This window comes from Photobacterium profundum (assembly GCF_003026285.1).
Classification (GTDB): Bacteria; Pseudomonadota; Gammaproteobacteria; order Enterobacterales; family Vibrionaceae; genus Photobacterium; species Photobacterium profundum.
Genome location: NZ_PYOD01000004.1, coordinates 22,851 through 42,248, shown reverse-complemented (window position 1 = coordinate 42,248; position 19,398 = coordinate 22,851). Strand labels below are relative to the sequence as shown.

The window sequence follows — 19,398 nt, the reverse complement described above, 5'->3', positions numbered from 1 at the left end:
GAGCAATAGTCAGAGTTAATGTTCACTTGTCTAGATAAGAGGGTCATGAAAGGTTCATAGAAAAAAGGCTGTAATTTTACGGTGGCATATATTAATTAACTGATGAACAGCAGGTGCTGTTCATTAACAGTAGAAGATCACATTATTCCCAGTTTTTTTAATTTTCGATACAAGGTATTACGGCTAATACTGAGCATTCGTGATGTCTTACTGATATTACCTTGGTTAGCATGGTAGGTTTCAAGCAATACATCCTCGACAGTGCTTTTCAAATCCTTCGTTACAGCTGTGTTAGATAAATTTTGATGCGTATTTGATACTAACTGCGTAACAATATTATTGGGGAAATGCTCGATAGTCAGTTGCTCCGCATCATCTGATAATAGAGATGCCACACGCAGCGTATTATCGAGCTCTCGAATATTACCCGGCCATGAATATTCCGTTAACAATCGTATTAAGTGTGAACATATACTTTGATTATTTTCAGCGTGTTTTGCGTGAATACTTACAATTAATTCCGCTTTGTCTTGTCTTTCACGTAGCGGTGGCAATGTAACAATTAGACCATTCAATCGATAATATAAATCCTGACGAAATTCACCTAATTCAACAAGCTGTGCAAGGCTTTTATGGGTTGCCGCAACAATTTGAATATCGACTTTATATGCTTCATTCGAGCCTACTGGCACCACTTCTTTTTCTTGCAATACATGCAACAAACGGCACTGGGCAGACAATGGCATATCTGCGATTTCATCTAGGAATAAAATCCCCTTATGTGCCTGACGCACTTTACCCTGATAACCCTCTTTACTGGCACCAGTAAACGCCCCTGGCGCATAACCAAAGAGTTCAGATTCAATCAAATCTTGTGGTAACGCACCGCAATTTACCGCAACTAAAGGATGTTGGTTACGTGAGCTGTATTGGTGAAGCTGTTTAATGAACTCGCCTTTGCCGACCCCTGTTTCACCCAATATCAGCAGCGTCACATCCTTATTAATTAACTTACAGGCTTGCTGCCAAGCTTGTTCAATTACGTCATCTCCCATGTGTAACGGGCAAGACGGAGAATATATAACAGAGCGGAGATTTTTTACTGGTTGGATTGACTGACAACGAAAGACCAAGTCGTTACTTTTATTATTCGTTGCTTGTGCCGAAATAAAAGAAGATTGGGCAGCCTGAATAATATGATCGATGTTACAGCCTAAAATTGTCGGTTCTAATAAAGATTCAGATAATAGTCGTGCAGCCACTGCATTATGCGCAACAATATGACCACTTTGATTCGCAATCACGATACCTTGCCACCCACTATTGAGTAAATGTTGATCAAACGCCAAATCGACACGGTACTTACCTTCCGGCACTTGGCAAAGTAAGCTGTTTTCAATAGCTTGCACCATATTTTGAATCAATAATTGCGTTTGTTGCGAGTGAATTTGTTGCTCACTTGTTATATCGAGTACACCTTGTAACTCGCCGTCTGGTGTACAAATTGGACTAGCAGAGCAACTGATAAAACGGTGTTTACGAATAAAATGTTGATCGCCAATCACAGCAACAAAGCGCTTTTCTGCCAATGCAGTGCCTATCGCATTCGTCCCTTTTAGGCTCTCTTGCCAACACACGCCCGATTCTAACGCGATGCCTGTTAGCTGATGTTCAAATCGCGATTGTCCCCACGAGCCAATAATCACCCCTTCAGTATCTGTTAGTAGCAAGCGACTGTTTGTGCCTGCGAACATCTGGTTAAACAATGGCACAGCCAACTGTTCAACCGTTTTGATCAGCACATTGGCAATATGTTGTCGCTGCTCTAGTTGGGTTTTATCTAGGCGCACATGCTCCGGCTGATGCTGCTCATCTAAACCAGCTTGCTGACTTCGGTGCCAAGATTGCGATAACCAATCTTCTTGCTGAGTGTGAAGTAACGAATCCATAGGGTAACTGTTCCATTTTGTAACAGTACGGGTGTGCCATTTAGAGACAGTTGAACACTTTGTCTCTGTACTTTCTTGTCACCCTGCCTGTTATTTTTAAATGATAATTTTTTGTTAATCATAGCGTTACATTTCATTAACAACAAGAGTTCAAAGTTGGCTTACTGTTTGCGTTATATAACTTGAAGAAAAACAAATAAGTACAAGCATCAATAATGATTTTTTGTATAAACGCATAAGAAGGAACGACCAATGATTTATGCTCAACCAGGAACAGACAACGCCGTTATCACGTTCAAATCACATTACGATAACTATATTGGTGGCGAGTGGGTAAAACCTGTCAGCGGGGAATATTTCGATAATATCTCACCTGTAAATGGTCAAATGTATTGTCAGGTTGCGCGTTCAACTGAAGCGGATATCAATTTAGCCTTAGACGCTGCGCATAATATTCGCGCAACATGGGCAGCAACAAGTGTCACAGAACGCTCAAATATATTATTAAAGATTGCCGATCGTATTGAACAAAACCTCGAATACTTAGCCGTTGCGGAAACATGGGAAAACGGCAAGCCCGTACGTGAAACATTGGCCGCTGATCTACCTTTAATTGTTGATCACTTCCGCTACTTTGCGGGTTGTATTCGAGCACAAGAAGGTTCTGCAGCAGAGTTAGACCAAAATACCGCGAGCTATCATTTCCCTGAACCCGTCGGCGTTGTTGGTCAGATAATTCCTTGGAATTTCCCAATGCTAATGGCGGCATGGAAATTAGCCCCAGCACTGGCTGCAGGCTGCTGTATTGTTCTAAAACCAGCAGAACAAACACCGACCTCAATTCTAGTATTAATGGAATTAGTGGGCGATCTTCTTCCACCAGGCGTACTTAACGTGGTGAATGGCTACGGCAGTGAAGCAGGCCAAGCATTAGCCACCAGCAACAAAGTTGCCAAACTGGCTTTCACGGGATCTACGGATGTGGGCCATCATATTCTTAAATGTGCCGCCGAAAGTTTAATTCCTTCAACCGTCGAGCTAGGGGGAAAGTCACCCAATATCTTTTTTGCTGATATCTTTGATCATGAAGATGCCTACCTCGATAAATGTATCGAAGGAATGCTGTTAGCCTTCTTTAATCAAGGTGAAGTTTGTACTTGCCCATCACGAGTCTTAATTCATGAATCTGTTTATGACAAATTCATTGCTAAAGTGATAGAACGTGCGGCAGTGATCCAACAAGGTAATCCATTAGATACTGACACCCAAGTTGGCGCACAAGCCTCGCAAGAGCAATTCGATAAGATTCTTAGCTACTTAGACATTGGCCGTGCTGAAGGCGCACAAGTACTTATAGGTGGGCAAGCGGCAACGTTAAACGACGAGCTGGATAATGGTTTCTACATTCAACCAACAATGCTAAAAGGCCATAACAAGATGCGCGTATTCCAAGAGGAAATCTTTGGACCCGTTATCGCCATCACTACATTTAAGGATGAAGCTGAAGCATTAGAAATTGCCAATGATACTGAATATGGACTAGGGGCTGGCGTATGGACGCGAGATGCAAACCTTGCTTACCGTATGGGTCGTAATATTGAAGCGGGTCGTATTTGGGTGAACTGTTATCACGCCTACCCTGCCCACGCTGCATTTGGGGGTTACAAGAAATCCGGTATTGGACGTGAAACTCATAAAATGATGCTCGACCATTATCAGAATACTAAAAACCTCTTAGTCAGCTACGATATTAACCCATTGGGCTTTTTTTAACGGACTAGAAGCTCCTACTAAAAAATTATAATGTTATAAAAAGGGATGGTAGTGTAAACGCTCATAAATACACACCACCCTTTTTTCAATGTCAACGTTACTTCTTTAAAGAAACGTCACCATTATTATTCGTCGTCCACTTAAAGGTTTCTTTTCTGCCACGTAAATCCGCGTCGCCGTAAGTAATAACCATTTTTACGGGGCTGTAAGTAAAGTCTTTTGTCGATTTAGACACAAACACATCGTCGTCATACGTGTAAGTACCATTAAATCTCACTTTGTGCGTTTTTGTATTAATCACTAGTTCTTTATCAGAGTTATCATCACTAAAGGCAACCTTAAGATCTTTATCAAAATTCAAATTGGTATAAACGATAACATCGCTATTATTCGTTTTGACAAAAAGCTCATCACCTTTTTTCTTTACATCAACCTTGCCATGAAATGAGAACTTCCCTGTCGGATCAATAGACACTCTAAAATCACACGTCGCTGTCTTATTACAATCCTTTAATACTTTCTGTGTGAAGGCCGCTGTACTGCTTTCTACATACCCTGCAAATTGAATGCGCTCAGCGTCAGAATGAAACTTTTTCCCTGCAACAGCAACTGCCACATCATCCGCATCACACCCAGACAACATCACTAATACCAACGCTGATAATACTTTGATTTTCATTTAGCTCTCACCTAAGAAACACTGTTTTATTTTGTGTGCACTATATCGAAGACCATTCACAATTCACAGAAACACAATTATAACTTTTTAAGTACAATCATTTTTTTACACTTAAAAATATATATCATTTCACCTAAACGAAAAAAACAGATGTAAAATACAAAAAACTCACCAACTACGGAATTTAATCCCATCACTCCCTATTAGTTTATTGATTATTGAAACCTAAAATTGAATAAATAAAAGATGTATCGACAGAAATTGATATGATTACTTTTATTGCAAATAATGAAAATCTTCATCTTTTGATAATTACGCAAAGCCTTTTATTCAATCACTCCATTATTCGTTATGCAAATGTGGCGTAATTCCTGCTTTACTTTTTGACCACTCATGGAGATTTAGGTTATTTCTGGATGAAAAAGCTGTCATTACGATCGATATTCATCTTAACCATACCAACACTGGTCTGGGTTATCGGATTACTGTTTTCGAATGTCTGGTGGCAGGAAAATATATTATCCGTTACTGCAATACCGTTTTTATTTTATTGTCTTGCGCTTATTTTTACGCTCTTTTTGCGTAATACTTTGCAATTTACTTTCTGCCTACCATTTATATTCCTTTGGGGTTATATACACCCTTTAGATAATTCGAAATCTCTTAGTCAGTGCCCTCAAACATTAAAAGTCTTTCAGTACAATTTGCGTTATGAAAACCCAAGCCTTGATCCTCTTTTTTATTACTTACAACAATACCCCCAACATTTATTAGTGTTCCAAGAAACAACACCTGAACACGGCAGCAAGCTAAAAGAAGCACTAAGAACCCAATATCCATATCAATTTGGCGGACAACCAAGAGTTGGCTACCCAAGCGGGCAACTTGTGCTTAGTCAGCACCCTCTGTTTAATATGAAAACAATCGCGACTCAAGCTGGTCACCAAATCATTCATGGTATTTGGCACCCTCCAACACATGACCCGATTGAGCTGTATACAGCGCACCCGCCTTCGCCGCGTAATGAACAATTATGGGCTGAACGTAACGCGTTACTGAAAACATTGAACCATTTAGTTGAAGATTATATTGGTACCGATAATGCCTCGTCTGCTCAGCTGATTGTTGGGGATTTTAATTTATCTTCAACTAGTGAGCGCTATCAAACCCTATTTAGTGGATTTAATAGTCAACCAGTTTCAAGCTGGCCGAATTGGTCTGGTTTACGGCAATATTTGACCATCTCGATTGATCATCTTTGGGCACATTACCCATTAGAAATATGTAAACGAAAAGCATTAATTAATATCGCGGGCTCAGATCATCGTCCCATCGTGACTTATCTAACGATGCAGAAGTGACATTATCGAAGCTGAAGATGACTAAGGGCTTATACTTATCAACCCTTGTCGTTCAATACATACAACAATACACTCATACACGCTAACCCTAACATCACTAAATAAGCATTGGCTAAACCAGCGAAATTGGCGCTAAAGCCTGCGGTTAAATAGGTAATCAACCACCAAAAATGAGTGAGTGAGAAATGAGCAGCAAAATATGGACTACTATCTTCTCCTTCACTTTCGGCATTAATAATAATACCCGCCGACGTTTGGATACAGGAAATGCCAATCCCCATCGCGATACACATCAAGGCAAAACCTACCCAACCAGGGGTAAAGTACCCAGCAAATAAGGACAAACATATGATACCTAATCCGCGAACGTGATAGCGTTCTGGTGTATGTCTTTGTAGCCATCGAGGTAGACAAATCGCAACAAAAATGGACCCCATACCCACCAGTAACATCGCTAGTATCGTCTCTGTTTCATTGCCAGCTAGCACATCATGTACATAAACTACCGTATTCACCAACACCATGGCGCTAGCACATGCCGCCCCTAAATACGCAAACCAAAGCGCACGTAATTTGGTTTTTTGTAAATATTGTGTAATGCCTTGGCTTAATGTAGCAATACCACGACGGTTATTATCATCATGGCGGGCAGCCTTGTGCGGCAAGGAACAAAAAATAATGAGTATGCCCGATAGCACGAATGTAGCCGAATCAATCATGAATAATTCACGAAACCCCAGCATACTCAGCAAAATAGCAGCAATAATAGGGCTAAGGATCAGTTCAAGATCGTAAGCTAATCGGCTCAACGACAGCGCTTTTGTATAATGCTCTTTATTCGATAGAACCTGCGGTAAGGTCGACTGATACAACGGTGTAAACCCCGCCGAACAAGCATTAATCATGAACATTAATACATATACTTCCCATACCTGGTCGACAAACGGCAGACACAAAAACATCAATGCACGCATCCAATCTAAGGCAGCTAACGTTTGTCGTTTAGGTAACCGATGTGCAAAAGCACCTAAGATAGGTGCCAGACCAATATAAGCAATCATTTTGAGGGCAAAGGCGATACTCAATACCATGCTTGCCTCTTCGCCCGCCAAATCGTATGCCAACAGCGCCAAACAGACCGAACTGACACCAGTGCCTATCAAGGAAATAATTTGGGCGGATAACAAACGGACATAATTACGGTTTTGCCACATAGACGGTTGAAAACTAAGACTACGCACTGGCTTCCTCCCACAGATTTTTCAACCCAGCGATAGAGGATTGTAACCACAGCCATAACGTATCCCATATCTGATCAATGAATGACCCTGCCTCTATCGTTTCGTTACTTATCAAAGGATAACGCGCGACGGTTTCACCATCCAGTTGCCATACCATATTACCGACAACATCCCCTTTAACGATTGGCGCAAACAAAGGCTGATCGATATCGACAATTTTAGTCAGCTGCTTAAACATATTACGAGGCAATGTAATGTACTTATCATCAGTTACCCCAAGTGTTACCTTATCAGTCGCTCCTTTCCAAATTTCATAACTGAAAACGGATTCATTGGCTTGCACAACTTTCTGTGTATCATAAAAACGAAATCCATAACTCAGCAGGTTTTTCGATGCTTCCGCACGGATGGTTTGGCTAGGCGTCCCCATAACCACAGCAATCAATCGGCGTGACCCTTCCGTTGCAGAACTAACCAAGCTGTACCCTGCTTGTTCGGTGTAACCTGTTTTGCCACCGTCCACGTTAAGTGCTTTATCCCACAACAGTTTATTACGGTTGAATTGGGTGATGTCGTTCCACGCGAATTGTTTGTCTTGGTACAAGGCATATACATCGGGCACATCACGAATGATATGTCGCATCAAGGTCGCCATATCTGCAGGGGAAGTTTGGATTCCTTCTCCATCCAGCCCATGAGCATTAATAAAACGCGTATCTTGCAACTTGAGTGTTTTTGCCCAGCCATTCATTAAATTTACAAATCCAGATTCACTGCCCGCAATATATTCAGCCAATGCTACTGAAGCGTCATTGCCCGACTGAATGATCACTCCACGCATCAAGTTTTCAACTGATATTTCATCACCTGGTTTGATGAACATTTTGGAGGAATCAGGAAATTTCAGTGACCAAGCATTCTCCCCCACTGTTACCATGTCATCCCACTTTAATCGCTTGGTATTGATTTCTTGCCCAACCACATAAGCTGTCATCAACTTCGTGAGACTAGCAGGCGCTAATGCATCGCGTGGGTTGTTTTCGGCAATGATGCTACCCGATTGAAAATCCATAAGCACATAACCCTTAGCATTCAAGGCGGGCGGTTCGGGAATCACGACGGCTAGCACTTTTGTTGCAATCAACATGTGTACCGAGAATGCTCCTAAAACAATCCTCCCAAAAAAACGCTTCATTCTTGTATCTCCATTGATTGCATCAAGACGGGCATATCACCGATATAATCTTGTAGCCCTTGCTTATTAACGCTAATAAGCTGAGAAGTCTCACTGCCTTTTCCACACACCACGATCAAATCCCCTTTTTGACTCATTTGCTTTGCTAAACTGATCGCTTCAGATCGATCGGCAATCGTAAATACAGGCGTGCTAACCGACTCTATTCGACTGGTGAGTGCGCGAAAGATATCCGCTTGATCGATCCCTAACGGGTTATCCATGGTAAACACCACCAGATCTGAATACCTCGCACATAATTCACCAATCGCAGCGGCATCTTGAATGCGATCTCCTGTCACACCAACTACGGTTAGTGTGTGTCGAAAAGTTTGATTAGGAATATCACTGAATAAACGCGCTAACCCGTCGAGATTATGCGCATAATCGACCAAGCCTGTTGCTCCATTATTTAACGTCTGAAATTGTGCTCGCCCATCAGGTGGAATAATGGTTGTTAGCCCTGATGCAATCTGATCTAACGTCCAACCCTGTGCGTGCAAAGCACATGCCATGGCCAACATATTTTCAACATTGAAAAGAAACGGCATTTGCGAGCAAACTAAACGTTGCTTACCGCGATAACACAAAGAAAAGCTACAACCAAACTGGTTCGACACGATCTCTTTAGCAACGAAATCAGCATCTTGATTATGGGTGTCTTTATAATGGATACTAAAACTCACAGTCTTAACGCGACCATGGCAACGTGCAAACATTGCAGGGGCATGAGGATCATCCATATTAATTACCGCGTAACCGCCAGGTTTAATCCGGTCAATGATCTGCAACTTTGCCTGAACATACGCATCTTTCGTACGGTGATAGTCCAAATGATCACGACCAATATTGGTGATAATACCGACTTCAAGATCAAGAAACCCTGCACGGTCTTGCGCCAAAGCGTGACTGCTAAGTTCCATCACATTATGTTTAACACCACACTCAACCATGTCTCGGAATATATTCAGTAACGTCACACCATCAGGCGTGGTATTACTCAAAGCCATTATCACATCTGCATATTGGACGCCCAACGTGCCGATATACGCACTTGTCGATGATTGGTTTAGCATCTGATTTAGGCAATGTGCCACCGTGGTTTTTCCGTTAGTGCCAGTCACCCCTATGTGGTTCATCTTTTGATGTGGGTGGTCATATACCGCTTTCACCACCGCCAGACTTTGGTAATGACTCTCGGTCACAATTACTGGGATATCAAGGTGTAAAGTCCGATTAGCAATGACCGCGATTGCGCCATTTTTAATCGCTTGATCAACATAACTATGACTATCATGACTTGCCCCTTCACGGCAGATAAACACATCATTAGGCTGCACCCATTCACTGTTGATCACAAATTGGCGTATTGGTAATTGTTCGAGTACAGCCGCACTACGTTTTAGCGCTTGAATTGACATGATGACATCCTGATCAGTTAGGTTGATGTCAGTATAAAAAATGACATTCAATCAATGAAATCGAATGAATCTATATAAGTTATCATTTATATTGATAACCTTTGTGATGTAACGTACAGACTAAGCAATAGGAAACGGGGACAGAAAATGGCTGAGATAAACTGGCGAGGTATTGACCTCAATTTACTGCTTACCTTTGATGCATTGATCCGTTTTCAAAGCGTTTCGGCGGCTTCTCGGCACCTACACCTTGGTCAACCCGCCACCAGTTATAATTTGAAGCGCTTACGCGAATTATTGGCAGACCCTTTATTTGAACGCCAAGGCAACCGCATGGAACCCACATGCCGTGCACTGGAAATTGCCCCTAAAGTCAGTACCATTCTTACTATTTTCCGTGAAGATGTTTTGCCAACAAACGATTTTGCACCTAGCCAATTTGAAGGAGTATTTAAAATTGGTTTTAGTGATTATGCAGAACAAATTTTTGGGCCAGATATTTTTGATGCCCTGCAACGTCTTGCCCCTAAAGCCAAAATTCTATTCAAGCCCGCTGATAGTGATAGCAGTACCCAACTGTTGGAATCTCACGATGTAGATGTGTGCATTGGTGTATTCAATACTGTACCTAAAACCCTTTCATCGACTTTTTTATACCGAGAAAAGCATCTGTGTATTTTTGATAACAATGAGATCAATACAACCTTACCCATCCCATTAGCTACGTACCTCTCAACACCACAATTGATTATTACCGCCAACCAATTACTAAGTAGTCAAGTAGATCAACGTTTATCCGCTATGGGGGCACAACGGCATGTAGTCTTAGGGAGCACACGTTTTCTGACGATACGCCGCATGTTAGCAGGTAGGAAATTACTGGCCGTGATGGCCGAAATGGTAGGACGCAGTGAGTTAATCGATGATCAGCTCACATTATGTGAACCTCCGATCGATATTCCCAATTTCGATGTCGATATGGTTGCCCTCAAGCGCGATGATCACCACCTTCGCTTACAATGGCTTACCAATTTAATTCGAGATGTTATACAGCAGAAAGTCACACAGCTTCGGCAAGCTTAGTTACACATAACTAAAAAGACCGATGTCTGAAGTTACATCGGTCTTTCATATTTATGTTTTACACAATAAACAGGGTTAACTTACTAACTCAATATTTGTTTTAGGGATACAGCAACAAGCAAGCACTTTACCCTCTTCTTTTTCACCGGAGAATAATGCAGGCACATCCGGTTGTTCAACTTCACCGCTTGCTAGTATTACTTTACAAGCGCCGCATAATCCCGCACGACAACTGTTCGCCATCTTCAAACCGGCATTTTCTGCTTGCTCGAGTACTGTTTGCTGGTTGTTGCCTTCAAATATATTGCCATCGATACTGATCGTAACGCTTTTCTCTTCACCAGTTTCGATTTGAATCGGTCCAAATGCTTCTTGGTGATACTGTGACTCGGGCAGTGCTTTTGCAAGGAGTAATAATTTAGCTTCTTTCATAAACGCATCAGGACCACACACGAACACTTGTCGTTCAGCCAGTGTAGGAATATGACTCAATAACTCAGAAGATAAACGCCCCGATAACCCTTTCCAAGCTTTATCTTTACGACTTAATACAACATGAACGGTTAAATGAGGATGTGCTTCTTGAAGTAATTCAAGCTCATCTAAACACGGAATATCATTTTGAGTACTGCACTGATGATAGAACACGACATCATGCACTTGATTGTGATCAGCTAAATAACGCAACATCGATAACATTGGCGTAATGCCACTGCCCGCAGAAAGCAGGAGTAATTTATCGGTGTGTGCACCTAGGTGGAATGTACCATCTGGTTTTTCAGCCACCAGCGTATCTCCCACAGCTAAATGATCATGCAGCCAATTCGAAACGCGCCCATCATCCACACGTTTTACTGAAATAGCATAACGACCAGGACGAGAAGGGCTAGATGACAACGTATAACGGCGTGAAATGTACTCACCATTTATTTCTAGCTGCAACGGCAAATGCTGACCAGGTTGATAAGTCGGTAATGTTTGTTCTTTTGTCGGTTCTAACCAAAACGTGCAGAAGTCTTGCGCAATGTCTTCACGTTCAACGCAGGTTAACGTTAAATTCAACTCACTGTTGTCGGCATACACTTCTTTCGGCTTAGTCTCGAGCACTTCGATAATGTCACCCGCTTTGATTTCACCTTCATTAAGTGCGACCAGATTCTGGCCGAAATACACATCACCAGATGCATCAGCACGAAACTTAGACATGGTGGCTAGCGGTTCTTTCAATGTATTAAATTCAGCTGTTTTAGGGTTTACTGTGGTCAAAATACAACGCGAGCACGGCTTAACGGATAAGAACTCAACCTCACCAATACGAATGCGTTTCCAGCTATCTTCTGCAAATGCTTCTGTGCCTGAAACAACAAGATTGGTGCGAAACTGAGCCATTGTACTTTGCTGACTACTGCGGGCATTCAACGCATCCAATGACGCTTCACTAATCACCAGTAAAGGGAAGCCATCGGCAAAGCTAACATTCTGATTAATCTTCGGGCGAAGACGATTTGATTGCTCGCCCGTATACAATAACTGTACTTCTTGACCTAGCAGTAAAGAGAACCAAGTATCAGCTTTAATTGTTGTGGTATACGCACTAAATTCGTCGCCCCACACTTCAGCATTGGTATCTTCCATTAAGAAATCAGCATATTTCAATACCAACGGCATACGACCCGGGTAGCTCAGTGTTATACCGTGTGATTGTATTGTCGCCATCACTTTTACCATCTCAGGGTGTTTTCTTGCCGTGATCATAGTGCCGTCTTTTTTAGCCACCATGAAACGGCGATCAAAACAGATCCCTTGTTTCTCAACCCATACTTGCGATTGGCTAAGACCCGCAATGGATTTAACGGGAAAGACATTAATTTGCGAAAGAATTGGAGACGTTAACAGTGTTGGCTTACTCACGTGGCGATCCTTAATGCTAATATTTTACACGGCTGACAAGCATAGTAAATTGTATATAACACGTTACCTTAAGATGATCATTTCAGCGAGGACTTGTTCGGGTTAAAGCAAAGTGCTGATTTATAAAACTATCATACCCTCCACCTAAGCTGCGTACATTCAGCCACCATGGTTTACAGGATAATTAGTTGATTAATAACATATAATCTCGACCTTATCTTACCGTCGATGTTGGCCAAGGAAGGCAATAGCCTTCATCCATAGAATGCTTTCCTTAATGGTCACCACAAGAGCTACTGGAATGTTAATATTGCAAAAAACAGCGATAAGGGGTGCATGGCGAAATACTTAGGGGGGTGTACGTAAAAAGCCGCCAATAACAGTTGTACATTTGGCGGATTACGCGAGTGGTGATGTGACTCTTACTTATCTCGACCACAGAAGTAAAACGCATAAAAATTTAAGCTAGGCTAGGCTAGGCTAGGCTAGGCTAGGCTAGGCAGAAATAATGGAGAGGATATTGCCTCATATGCCCACAGAGCACTTAAAAATGATCCACTCTTTTTTTTTATCCAATCATTCACGGTGAAGTGTACCGCCGTTAATATGAATAATTAGGGCAAAAGTTCGATCTAGCCAAACCTTTAGTTTTGCAGCAATGATGAATGCATCTTATGTAAGTTTTTACAGGCTTTATGGAAGGATTGAAGGGGGAGCTATCAACAATTTTATTTTGTGGTCAAAGCCTCTCAAATTCTCTCCCTATTCATCCATTTCTTGGCTCCTCAATAATGGATAAGTTGAAAATAATGCTTTGTATCTGTATTTTCTTGATAGATAAAAAACTTTCAAATCCCTATCCATTAAAAGAAAAGAATTTAATTCCGAATTTGCTACAGAGCACTTTACAGAAAATGATGGTCAACCGACTCGTGATTTTAAGCACTCTATAGAGTCACTTACGTCTTCAAAATAATTTCGATGTTCTAATATAGCTTGAGCTACAACAATCGTACTAATATCTATAAAATTTAAATTTTTTAAAAAAAACCACTCCCTTTGCGAAACCTTGCTCGCATTAACTGCTAATAAAATGCTGTCAATTTTTTCTCTACTAATCATAAGCATCAGAGCCTCACTATAAATTCATACTAATTAAAACTGGTTTGGAATAATATATACCCTGTAAAATTGCTTATTTTTTGAAATTAATATGCGAAACTCTAAAAGGTATTTTTTATCCGGTAAATGATAAAAAAACGTTCAGGAACGTATTATGGCGAGCAAGGGAAGGTTCGAAGATCAAATCCCCAACTCTTTTCAGCAGCGTCTCCGATAAGGGTTTTGCCACAAACAGGAATGGTAGGTAATGATAAGGAATATTGAAATTCCTTATCATTAAAGCTAGCAAAGATATCGAGTGGATTTTTCTAGGCATAGTTTTCTACTTACAGATAGGAAAAATTGACTGATTGAATACCATCCATTTTGATTTGGAAGAAACATCGCTCTTAAATACGACCACTCGACCTGCACCAGTTATTCTCTGCGCCTCACGATAAGCTTCCAGGCCTGAAACGAACTTAAATACCTTAATAAGAGATAAACCATTTGGGGTCACAGTTCTAATGATTCTTTTACGCTCTTCAATGTCGTTAGTTATTCCAATCTTCATCATCGACTTGCAGCTAGACTGAAGAACATAAAGAAATCCTTCTCTGTCATAATCAAATCCATACCCAAAACATACGGGACATCCAGCGCCAGCAATATGATCGTATGCACTCTGAATGAAGTCACCATGCTTAGCACAGCTGATAGTTAAATCGCATGTGCCGCCAGTGTATTTTGTCTTGTCATAACTATACCTTCCTACATGAATGAAGGTGGCTCTTGAGATAAACGTTTCTCGGGCTTTTTTCTTTCCTACCATGACCATACCGCAAGAACACCAAGGGCATCCAAGGGCATCCAAATGATTTTTTGGTGTCTGTAGAAACTCACCGTGTTCTCGGCAAATTATTTTTACTGGCAGTCCTTTTCCTTTGTACTTAACCCTTGAGTAGTCATACTTTTTACCGTGACACTTCCCTGATAAGTTTACAAATTCAGCTTCAGTAAGTTTTGTGCTTTCTCCCTTCACTATATTTCCACATTTCTCACACGTTCCTGAAACGCATTTAGACGATGGTTTTAACTTTTTCATAAGGCATCAATGCACAAAGTTTGATAATTGGCTGTCAGTTTGAAACACAGGACAGTAACGAGCATCATCATTACCGAACTTAGTGTTGCACTCGATTAATAATACAATGAAACAGTATTATTCTAATGATTCTATCAATCGTCATTTAATGGTCATACATCTATAAATGAAACTTAAGCTTAATAAAAACAATGTTTGATTAATGATTATAAAATTCACATAAGAAAAAATTAAGCTTTGATGTTAGCTGCTGTATACCCCATGAAGAGAACGTTAAATCAATGCCTATACAATTACAGGTTCCGAGCTGCTTTTTAATTTTTTTGCAATGACACACTTAATATCTTCGATGCCCACTAGGTCAACTATTAGAATCCGACCAAAGCCAGCTTGAGCCATTCAATCTTTATCAAAACTTCCGTCCAGAAAATCAGTTATCCCATACATTTGGTTTTGTAATAATAGTTTACTAGCGATGAGACAATAAAGCACTGAATATTAAAGAAAAACCACCAAGGATAGTTCAGAAATAAAAAAACCGTTCACCTAGGTGAACGGCTTTATTAGCAGTTCTACACAACAAAAATCAGTTAGTTTTCGGCTTTAATTGCCCAACCAACACTTTTTGGATAAACACGTTTAATTAACGGTTTGTTTTTTCTCTTTAGCAAGATGTGGCAACCTTCCATTACCAAACCAAATGCCATCGCAAAATAGACATACCCTTTATTCACATGTATCGCGAAACCTTCTGCCATCAACAAGCCACCCAATAGCACTAAGAACAATAATGCTAACGTTTTAAAACCAGGGTAACGCATTACGCAATCGTTGATTTTCTCGGCACACATTACCATTACACATGCAGAAGCGAGAATAGCGGCAACCATCAACGGTACTTCATCTGTCATACCTACGGCTGTGATCACTGAGTCCATCGAGAATACAGCATCGACAGCAACAATCTGCAGCAACACAAGTGCAATGCCAGCTCTTACCGTACTTGCGTTATGGTGCTCATCATGTGTTAACCACATCCATAATTCTTTTAAGCTTTTCGCTAATAAGAATCCACCACCCGCAATCATGATTAAATCACGACCAGTAAAGGCATAGCCCATCAAAGTCACTAGTGGTTCTGTTAATGACATTACCCAACTGATCGAGAAAACAAGACCAATACGCGCAATAACAGCTAATGCGATACCAAGGTTTCGCGCCATTTTACGCTGATGCTCGGGTAAACGTTCACACAGTACAGAAATGAAAACAACGTTATCAACACCCAATACCACTTCAAGGGCAAATAGGGTTGCAAAGATAATTAATGCTTCAGGTTGAAGGAAAAGTTCTAGCATGTTGCAAACTCCTGAGTGACGGAGTAAGTAGGGGTTGAGCGACTCGAGGGGTCGTCCATATGTCTTTGGTGCCTCTTGTTAGAATGAGGCAGTAGTTAGCCATCACACCTTAATTCACGCAATGCAATGTTTGTAAGAATTTGTAACAGAGAGATACGTAACATTAAAAAACAATCGATTAAACGGAATGTACCGACACCATTAACGATAGGATAAACCTATTGCAACGATAAAATCTATCGCTTGTACTTATCAGGGTAACAACACTATTATTATTTCACAGTAAAATTGTGGAGTAAGTGACATGACTAAATCAACCTTAACACAAGCAAATGGTACACCTGTTGTTGATAACGATAATAGCTTAACGGCAGGTCCTAGCGGTCCTATTTTACTTCAAGATACTTGGTTAGTTGAAAAGCTGGCGCATTTCGACCGTGAGCGTATTCCAGAGCGTGTTGTACACGCAAAAGGCTCTGCAGCATTCGGTACATTTACAGTTACCCACGATATATCAGCGCTAACCAAAGCCAATCTATTTTCTGACGTTGGCAAAGAAACAGATGTACTGCTTCGTTTCTCTACAGTCGCAGGTGAAAAAGGCGCTGCGGATGCTGAACGTGACGTTCGTGGCTTTGCACTAAAATTCTACACTGATGAGGGGAATTGGGATTTAGTCGGCAATAATACCCCTGTATTTTTTATTCGTGACCCATTGAAATTCCCTGATTTCATTCACACCCAAAAACGCCACCCTGCAACCAACTTACGTAGTGCAACGGCGGCATGGGATTTCTGGTCACGCCACCCTGAATCACTGCATCAGGTTACTATTCTATTCAGTGATCGTGGCATCCCTACTGATTACCGCCATATAAACGGTTACGGTAGCCATACATACAGCTTCATCAACAGTGATAATGAGCGTTCTTGGGTCAAGTTCCATTTTAAAACACAGCAAGGTCATAAGTATTATACCGATGAAGAAGCTGTGAATGTTGTTGGTAAAAGTCGTGAATCTTCACAAGTTGACCTCTTTATGAATATTGAAGAGGGCAACTTCCCACGTTGGGATGTGAAAGTGCAGATAATGACAGAGCAACAAGCACAAGAAGTCTCTTTCCATCCGTTCGACTTAACTAAAGTATGGCCTCATGGTGAATTCCCACTTATCGATGTCGGGGTATTAGAGCTAAACCGTAATCCAGAGAACTATTTTACAGAGGTAGAACAGGCGGCATTCAGCCCAGCAAATATTGTATCTGGTATCGGTTTCTCACCAGATCGTATGTTACAGGGTCGCTTATTCTCTTACGGTGATACACAGCGCTATCGTTTAGGCGTTAACCATGGTCAACTACCTGTTAATAAACCTAAAAGCCCTGTACACACAACACATCGTGACGGCTTAATGCGTGGCGATGATAATGGTGGAAAAGAGCCTAACTACGCACCAAACCATTACAATGCTTATATACCAACGCACGAACAAGAGCCAGTGCTAGCACTTGAAAAAGCCGCATTGCATTACGATTTCCGTGAATACGATGAAGATTACTACACTCAACCGGGTAATCTATATCGCATCATGGACGCCGAGCAGCAACAGCGCTTTATCAAAAACTTGATAGCTTCATTAAGTGAGGTAGATTGTGAGCAAATTAAGCGCAATCAAATTTATCACTTCTATCAAGCTGATAAATCATTAGGTAAAGCGTTGGCTGAAGGGTTAGGTGTTTCGATTGGTTAAGCACCATAAGCCAATGTTCACATAGCAATCCTTTATTGCAAGTCGATAAAGCACAAAGGGTCTCCAAGCGGAGACCCTTTTTCACATTAACCTTTATTATTTTGTGTGTATTTTGGATTTGACCTACGGGTTTATGTTGAAGGCAACTATATTTAATGACAACACGCCAACTTAGCGCTTAGTCACTCTTGGCATTGAGTGACTAAATACGCAGGTGTTCGTTCTCTCGTTAAATATAAAAATCGAGGTGTTTGCTGTGAATATTTTTGTTAGCCGTGCAGTTAGGGTTTGTATAGCAAGTTCTACTTTATACCTTGGATTCATACAGCCGAGCTTAGCAGCAGAAAAAGACACGCTGATCAGTTACAAAACAACGCAAACAATTATGTTAGATGGCCAGCCCGAAAAAGAGTGGGAAAAAGCAAAGCCTTTAACCATGCTTTTAGACTATATGCCTTATAAACCCGATCAATATGAAGGAATGCTTAAAACACAATATTCCATCAAATCCCTTCATAATGATCAGAATATTTACTTTTTTGTACAATGGGATGACCCAACAAAAAGCGTTGATCGTTTCCCGTGGGTTAAGCAAGATGATGATTCATGGAAGCAACATAAGAATCTCGATCAAACGGGCCATGAAAATACCTATTACGAAGATAAAGCAAGTATTTTCTGGGCCATTAATGCCAAAGGCTTTTCAAAAAAAGGCTGTGACATTGCCTGTCATTTAGCAGATGAAGAGGGAAAAGTTGCAGACATTGAACAGAAATCTGCGGGGCGTAAATATACCAGAAAAGACGGTGAGACCATTGATATGTGGCACTGGAAAGCTGTGCGTACTGGGCTTACAGATCAATTTGATGACCAGTTTGTCGATGCAACTAAAGATCCCGCAGCAAATAGAAACTGGGGCCGAAAAGGCGACTCAAAAACAGGCGGCGGATACCAAAATAATATAAATGAAGATAAGAGCGAACCTGCATACGGTGGCTTAGTAATGAATCTTGATGATAATTATGTCATTCAAGACATCGATAAAGCGCCCTTTATCGATACCTATAAACCCGGAGATAAACTGCCTGGCATCGTCGTTTCCCCGTTTACCGGATCCAGAGGCGACATCTCATCTAAAGCCGTTTGGGCTGATGGTAAATGGACGCTTGAGTTCCAGCGTAAATTAGTCACCACCGGTGAAAATGCCGCGGTAGAGGATGTTCAATTTTCAGATCTGAGTAAAACGTATTACTTCGGTGTTTCTGTGTTTGATAATTCCCAAATCAATCATATTTATCATGAAGGCGTGTTAAAGCTCAACTTTAAATAACACGTATACCCATTGATGCGGTATTGGTGCTTCTTTTAAAGAAGCACCGCTGATTTATTAGCACCTTATATCCAGAGTGTTCATCCTTAATATTGATTAGAG

14 protein-coding genes are annotated in these 19,398 nt (G+C 41.1%); 5 read left to right on the top strand and 9 right to left on the bottom strand.

The annotated features are described in order from the left end of the window. Nucleotides 1-137: 137 nt before the first annotated feature. A complete protein-coding gene (locus C9J48_RS12265) occupies nucleotides 138-1,949 on the bottom strand; it encodes a sigma-54-dependent Fis family transcriptional regulator (RefSeq protein WP_006230559.1) in 1,812 nt (603 codons plus the stop codon). 252 nt (nucleotides 1,950-2,201) lie between these two features. Here C9J48_RS12265 and exaC point away from each other — a divergent pair, with 252 nt between their 5' ends. After that, nucleotides 2,202-3,722: an acetaldehyde dehydrogenase ExaC gene (gene exaC / locus C9J48_RS12260; RefSeq protein WP_006230560.1), complete on the top strand. Its 1,521-nt coding sequence runs from the start codon at nucleotides 2,202-2,204 to the stop codon at nucleotides 3,720-3,722. 97 nt (nucleotides 3,723-3,819) lie between these two features. Here the strand turns inward: exaC and C9J48_RS12255 are convergent, their stop codons facing one another. Then, nucleotides 3,820-4,401: a hypothetical protein gene (locus C9J48_RS12255; RefSeq protein ID WP_006230561.1), complete on the bottom strand. Its 582-nt coding sequence runs from the start codon at nucleotides 4,399-4,401 to the stop codon at nucleotides 3,820-3,822. Between the two features lie 416 nt (nucleotides 4,402-4,817). On the opposite strand from C9J48_RS12255, the gene C9J48_RS12250 reads away from it, so the two are divergent. Continuing rightward, a complete protein-coding gene (locus C9J48_RS12250) occupies nucleotides 4,818-5,762 on the top strand; it encodes an endonuclease/exonuclease/phosphatase family protein (RefSeq protein ID WP_006230562.1) in 945 nt (314 codons plus the stop codon). A 38-nt stretch (nucleotides 5,763-5,800) separates the two neighbouring features. On the opposite strand, the gene C9J48_RS12245 is transcribed toward C9J48_RS12250, so the two are convergent. From C9J48_RS12245 to C9J48_RS12235, 3 genes are read right to left on the bottom strand one after another with little or no spacing between them, the layout of a single operon-like run. Then, nucleotides 5,801-7,003 (bottom strand): MFS transporter, encoded by a 1,203-nt coding sequence (locus tag C9J48_RS12245; protein WP_242610818.1) that lies wholly within the window; start codon nucleotides 7,001-7,003, stop codon nucleotides 5,801-5,803. Next, nucleotides 6,996-8,198, bottom strand: a complete 1,203-nt coding sequence (locus C9J48_RS12240; protein ID WP_006230564.1) for a D-alanyl-D-alanine carboxypeptidase family protein — start codon at nucleotides 8,196-8,198, stop codon at nucleotides 6,996-6,998. Before C9J48_RS12240 ends, C9J48_RS12245 begins: the two co-directional genes overlap by 8 nt. Then, a complete protein-coding gene (locus tag C9J48_RS12235) occupies nucleotides 8,195-9,658 on the bottom strand; it encodes a Mur ligase family protein (protein WP_006230565.1) in 1,464 nt (487 codons plus the stop codon). The genes C9J48_RS12240 and C9J48_RS12235 overlap by 4 nt, the downstream gene beginning before the upstream one ends. 147 nt (nucleotides 9,659-9,805) lie before the next feature. Here C9J48_RS12235 and C9J48_RS12230 point away from each other — a divergent pair, with 147 nt between their 5' ends. After that, nucleotides 9,806-10,741 carry a LysR substrate-binding domain-containing protein gene (locus C9J48_RS12230; RefSeq protein ID WP_006230566.1) on the top strand — a complete coding sequence of 312 codons (936 nt, stop codon included), beginning with the start codon at nucleotides 9,806-9,808 and terminating at the stop codon, nucleotides 10,739-10,741. A 75-nt stretch (nucleotides 10,742-10,816) separates the two neighbouring features. Here the strand turns inward: C9J48_RS12230 and C9J48_RS12225 are convergent, their stop codons facing one another. The 4 genes from C9J48_RS12225 to C9J48_RS12210 form a co-directional block, all read right to left on the bottom strand. Continuing rightward, the gene (locus C9J48_RS12225) at nucleotides 10,817-12,652 is read right to left on the bottom strand and encodes a hybrid-cluster NAD(P)-dependent oxidoreductase (protein ID WP_006230567.1); all 1,836 of its coding nucleotides are present in this window, start codon (nucleotides 12,650-12,652) and stop codon (nucleotides 10,817-10,819) included. Between the two features lie 921 nt (nucleotides 12,653-13,573). Next, nucleotides 13,574-13,780 carry a hypothetical protein gene (locus C9J48_RS12220; RefSeq protein ID WP_006230568.1) on the bottom strand — a complete coding sequence of 69 codons (207 nt, stop codon included), beginning with the start codon at nucleotides 13,778-13,780 and terminating at the stop codon, nucleotides 13,574-13,576. A gap of 316 nt (nucleotides 13,781-14,096) precedes the next feature. Next, complete coding sequence (locus tag C9J48_RS12215) at nucleotides 14,097-14,858, bottom strand: DUF723 domain-containing protein (RefSeq protein ID WP_006230569.1); 762 nt, start codon at nucleotides 14,856-14,858, stop codon at nucleotides 14,097-14,099. Between the two features lie 590 nt (nucleotides 14,859-15,448). Beyond that, entirely contained in the window at nucleotides 15,449-16,216 is a 768-nt protein-coding gene (locus tag C9J48_RS12210) for a TerC family protein (RefSeq protein ID WP_006230571.1), read from the bottom strand. 304 nt (nucleotides 16,217-16,520) lie between these two features. On the opposite strand from C9J48_RS12210, the gene C9J48_RS12205 reads away from it, so the two are divergent. Together C9J48_RS12205 and C9J48_RS12200 are read left to right on the top strand one after the other, a co-directional pair. Further along, the gene (locus C9J48_RS12205; RefSeq protein ID WP_006230572.1) at nucleotides 16,521-17,966 is read left to right on the top strand and encodes a catalase; all 1,446 of its coding nucleotides are present in this window, start codon (nucleotides 16,521-16,523) and stop codon (nucleotides 17,964-17,966) included. A gap of 256 nt (nucleotides 17,967-18,222) precedes the next feature. Next, the gene (locus C9J48_RS12200) at nucleotides 18,223-19,296 is read left to right on the top strand and encodes an ethylbenzene dehydrogenase-related protein (RefSeq protein ID WP_006230573.1); all 1,074 of its coding nucleotides are present in this window, start codon (nucleotides 18,223-18,225) and stop codon (nucleotides 19,294-19,296) included. Nucleotides 19,297-19,398: the final 102 nt, after the last annotated feature.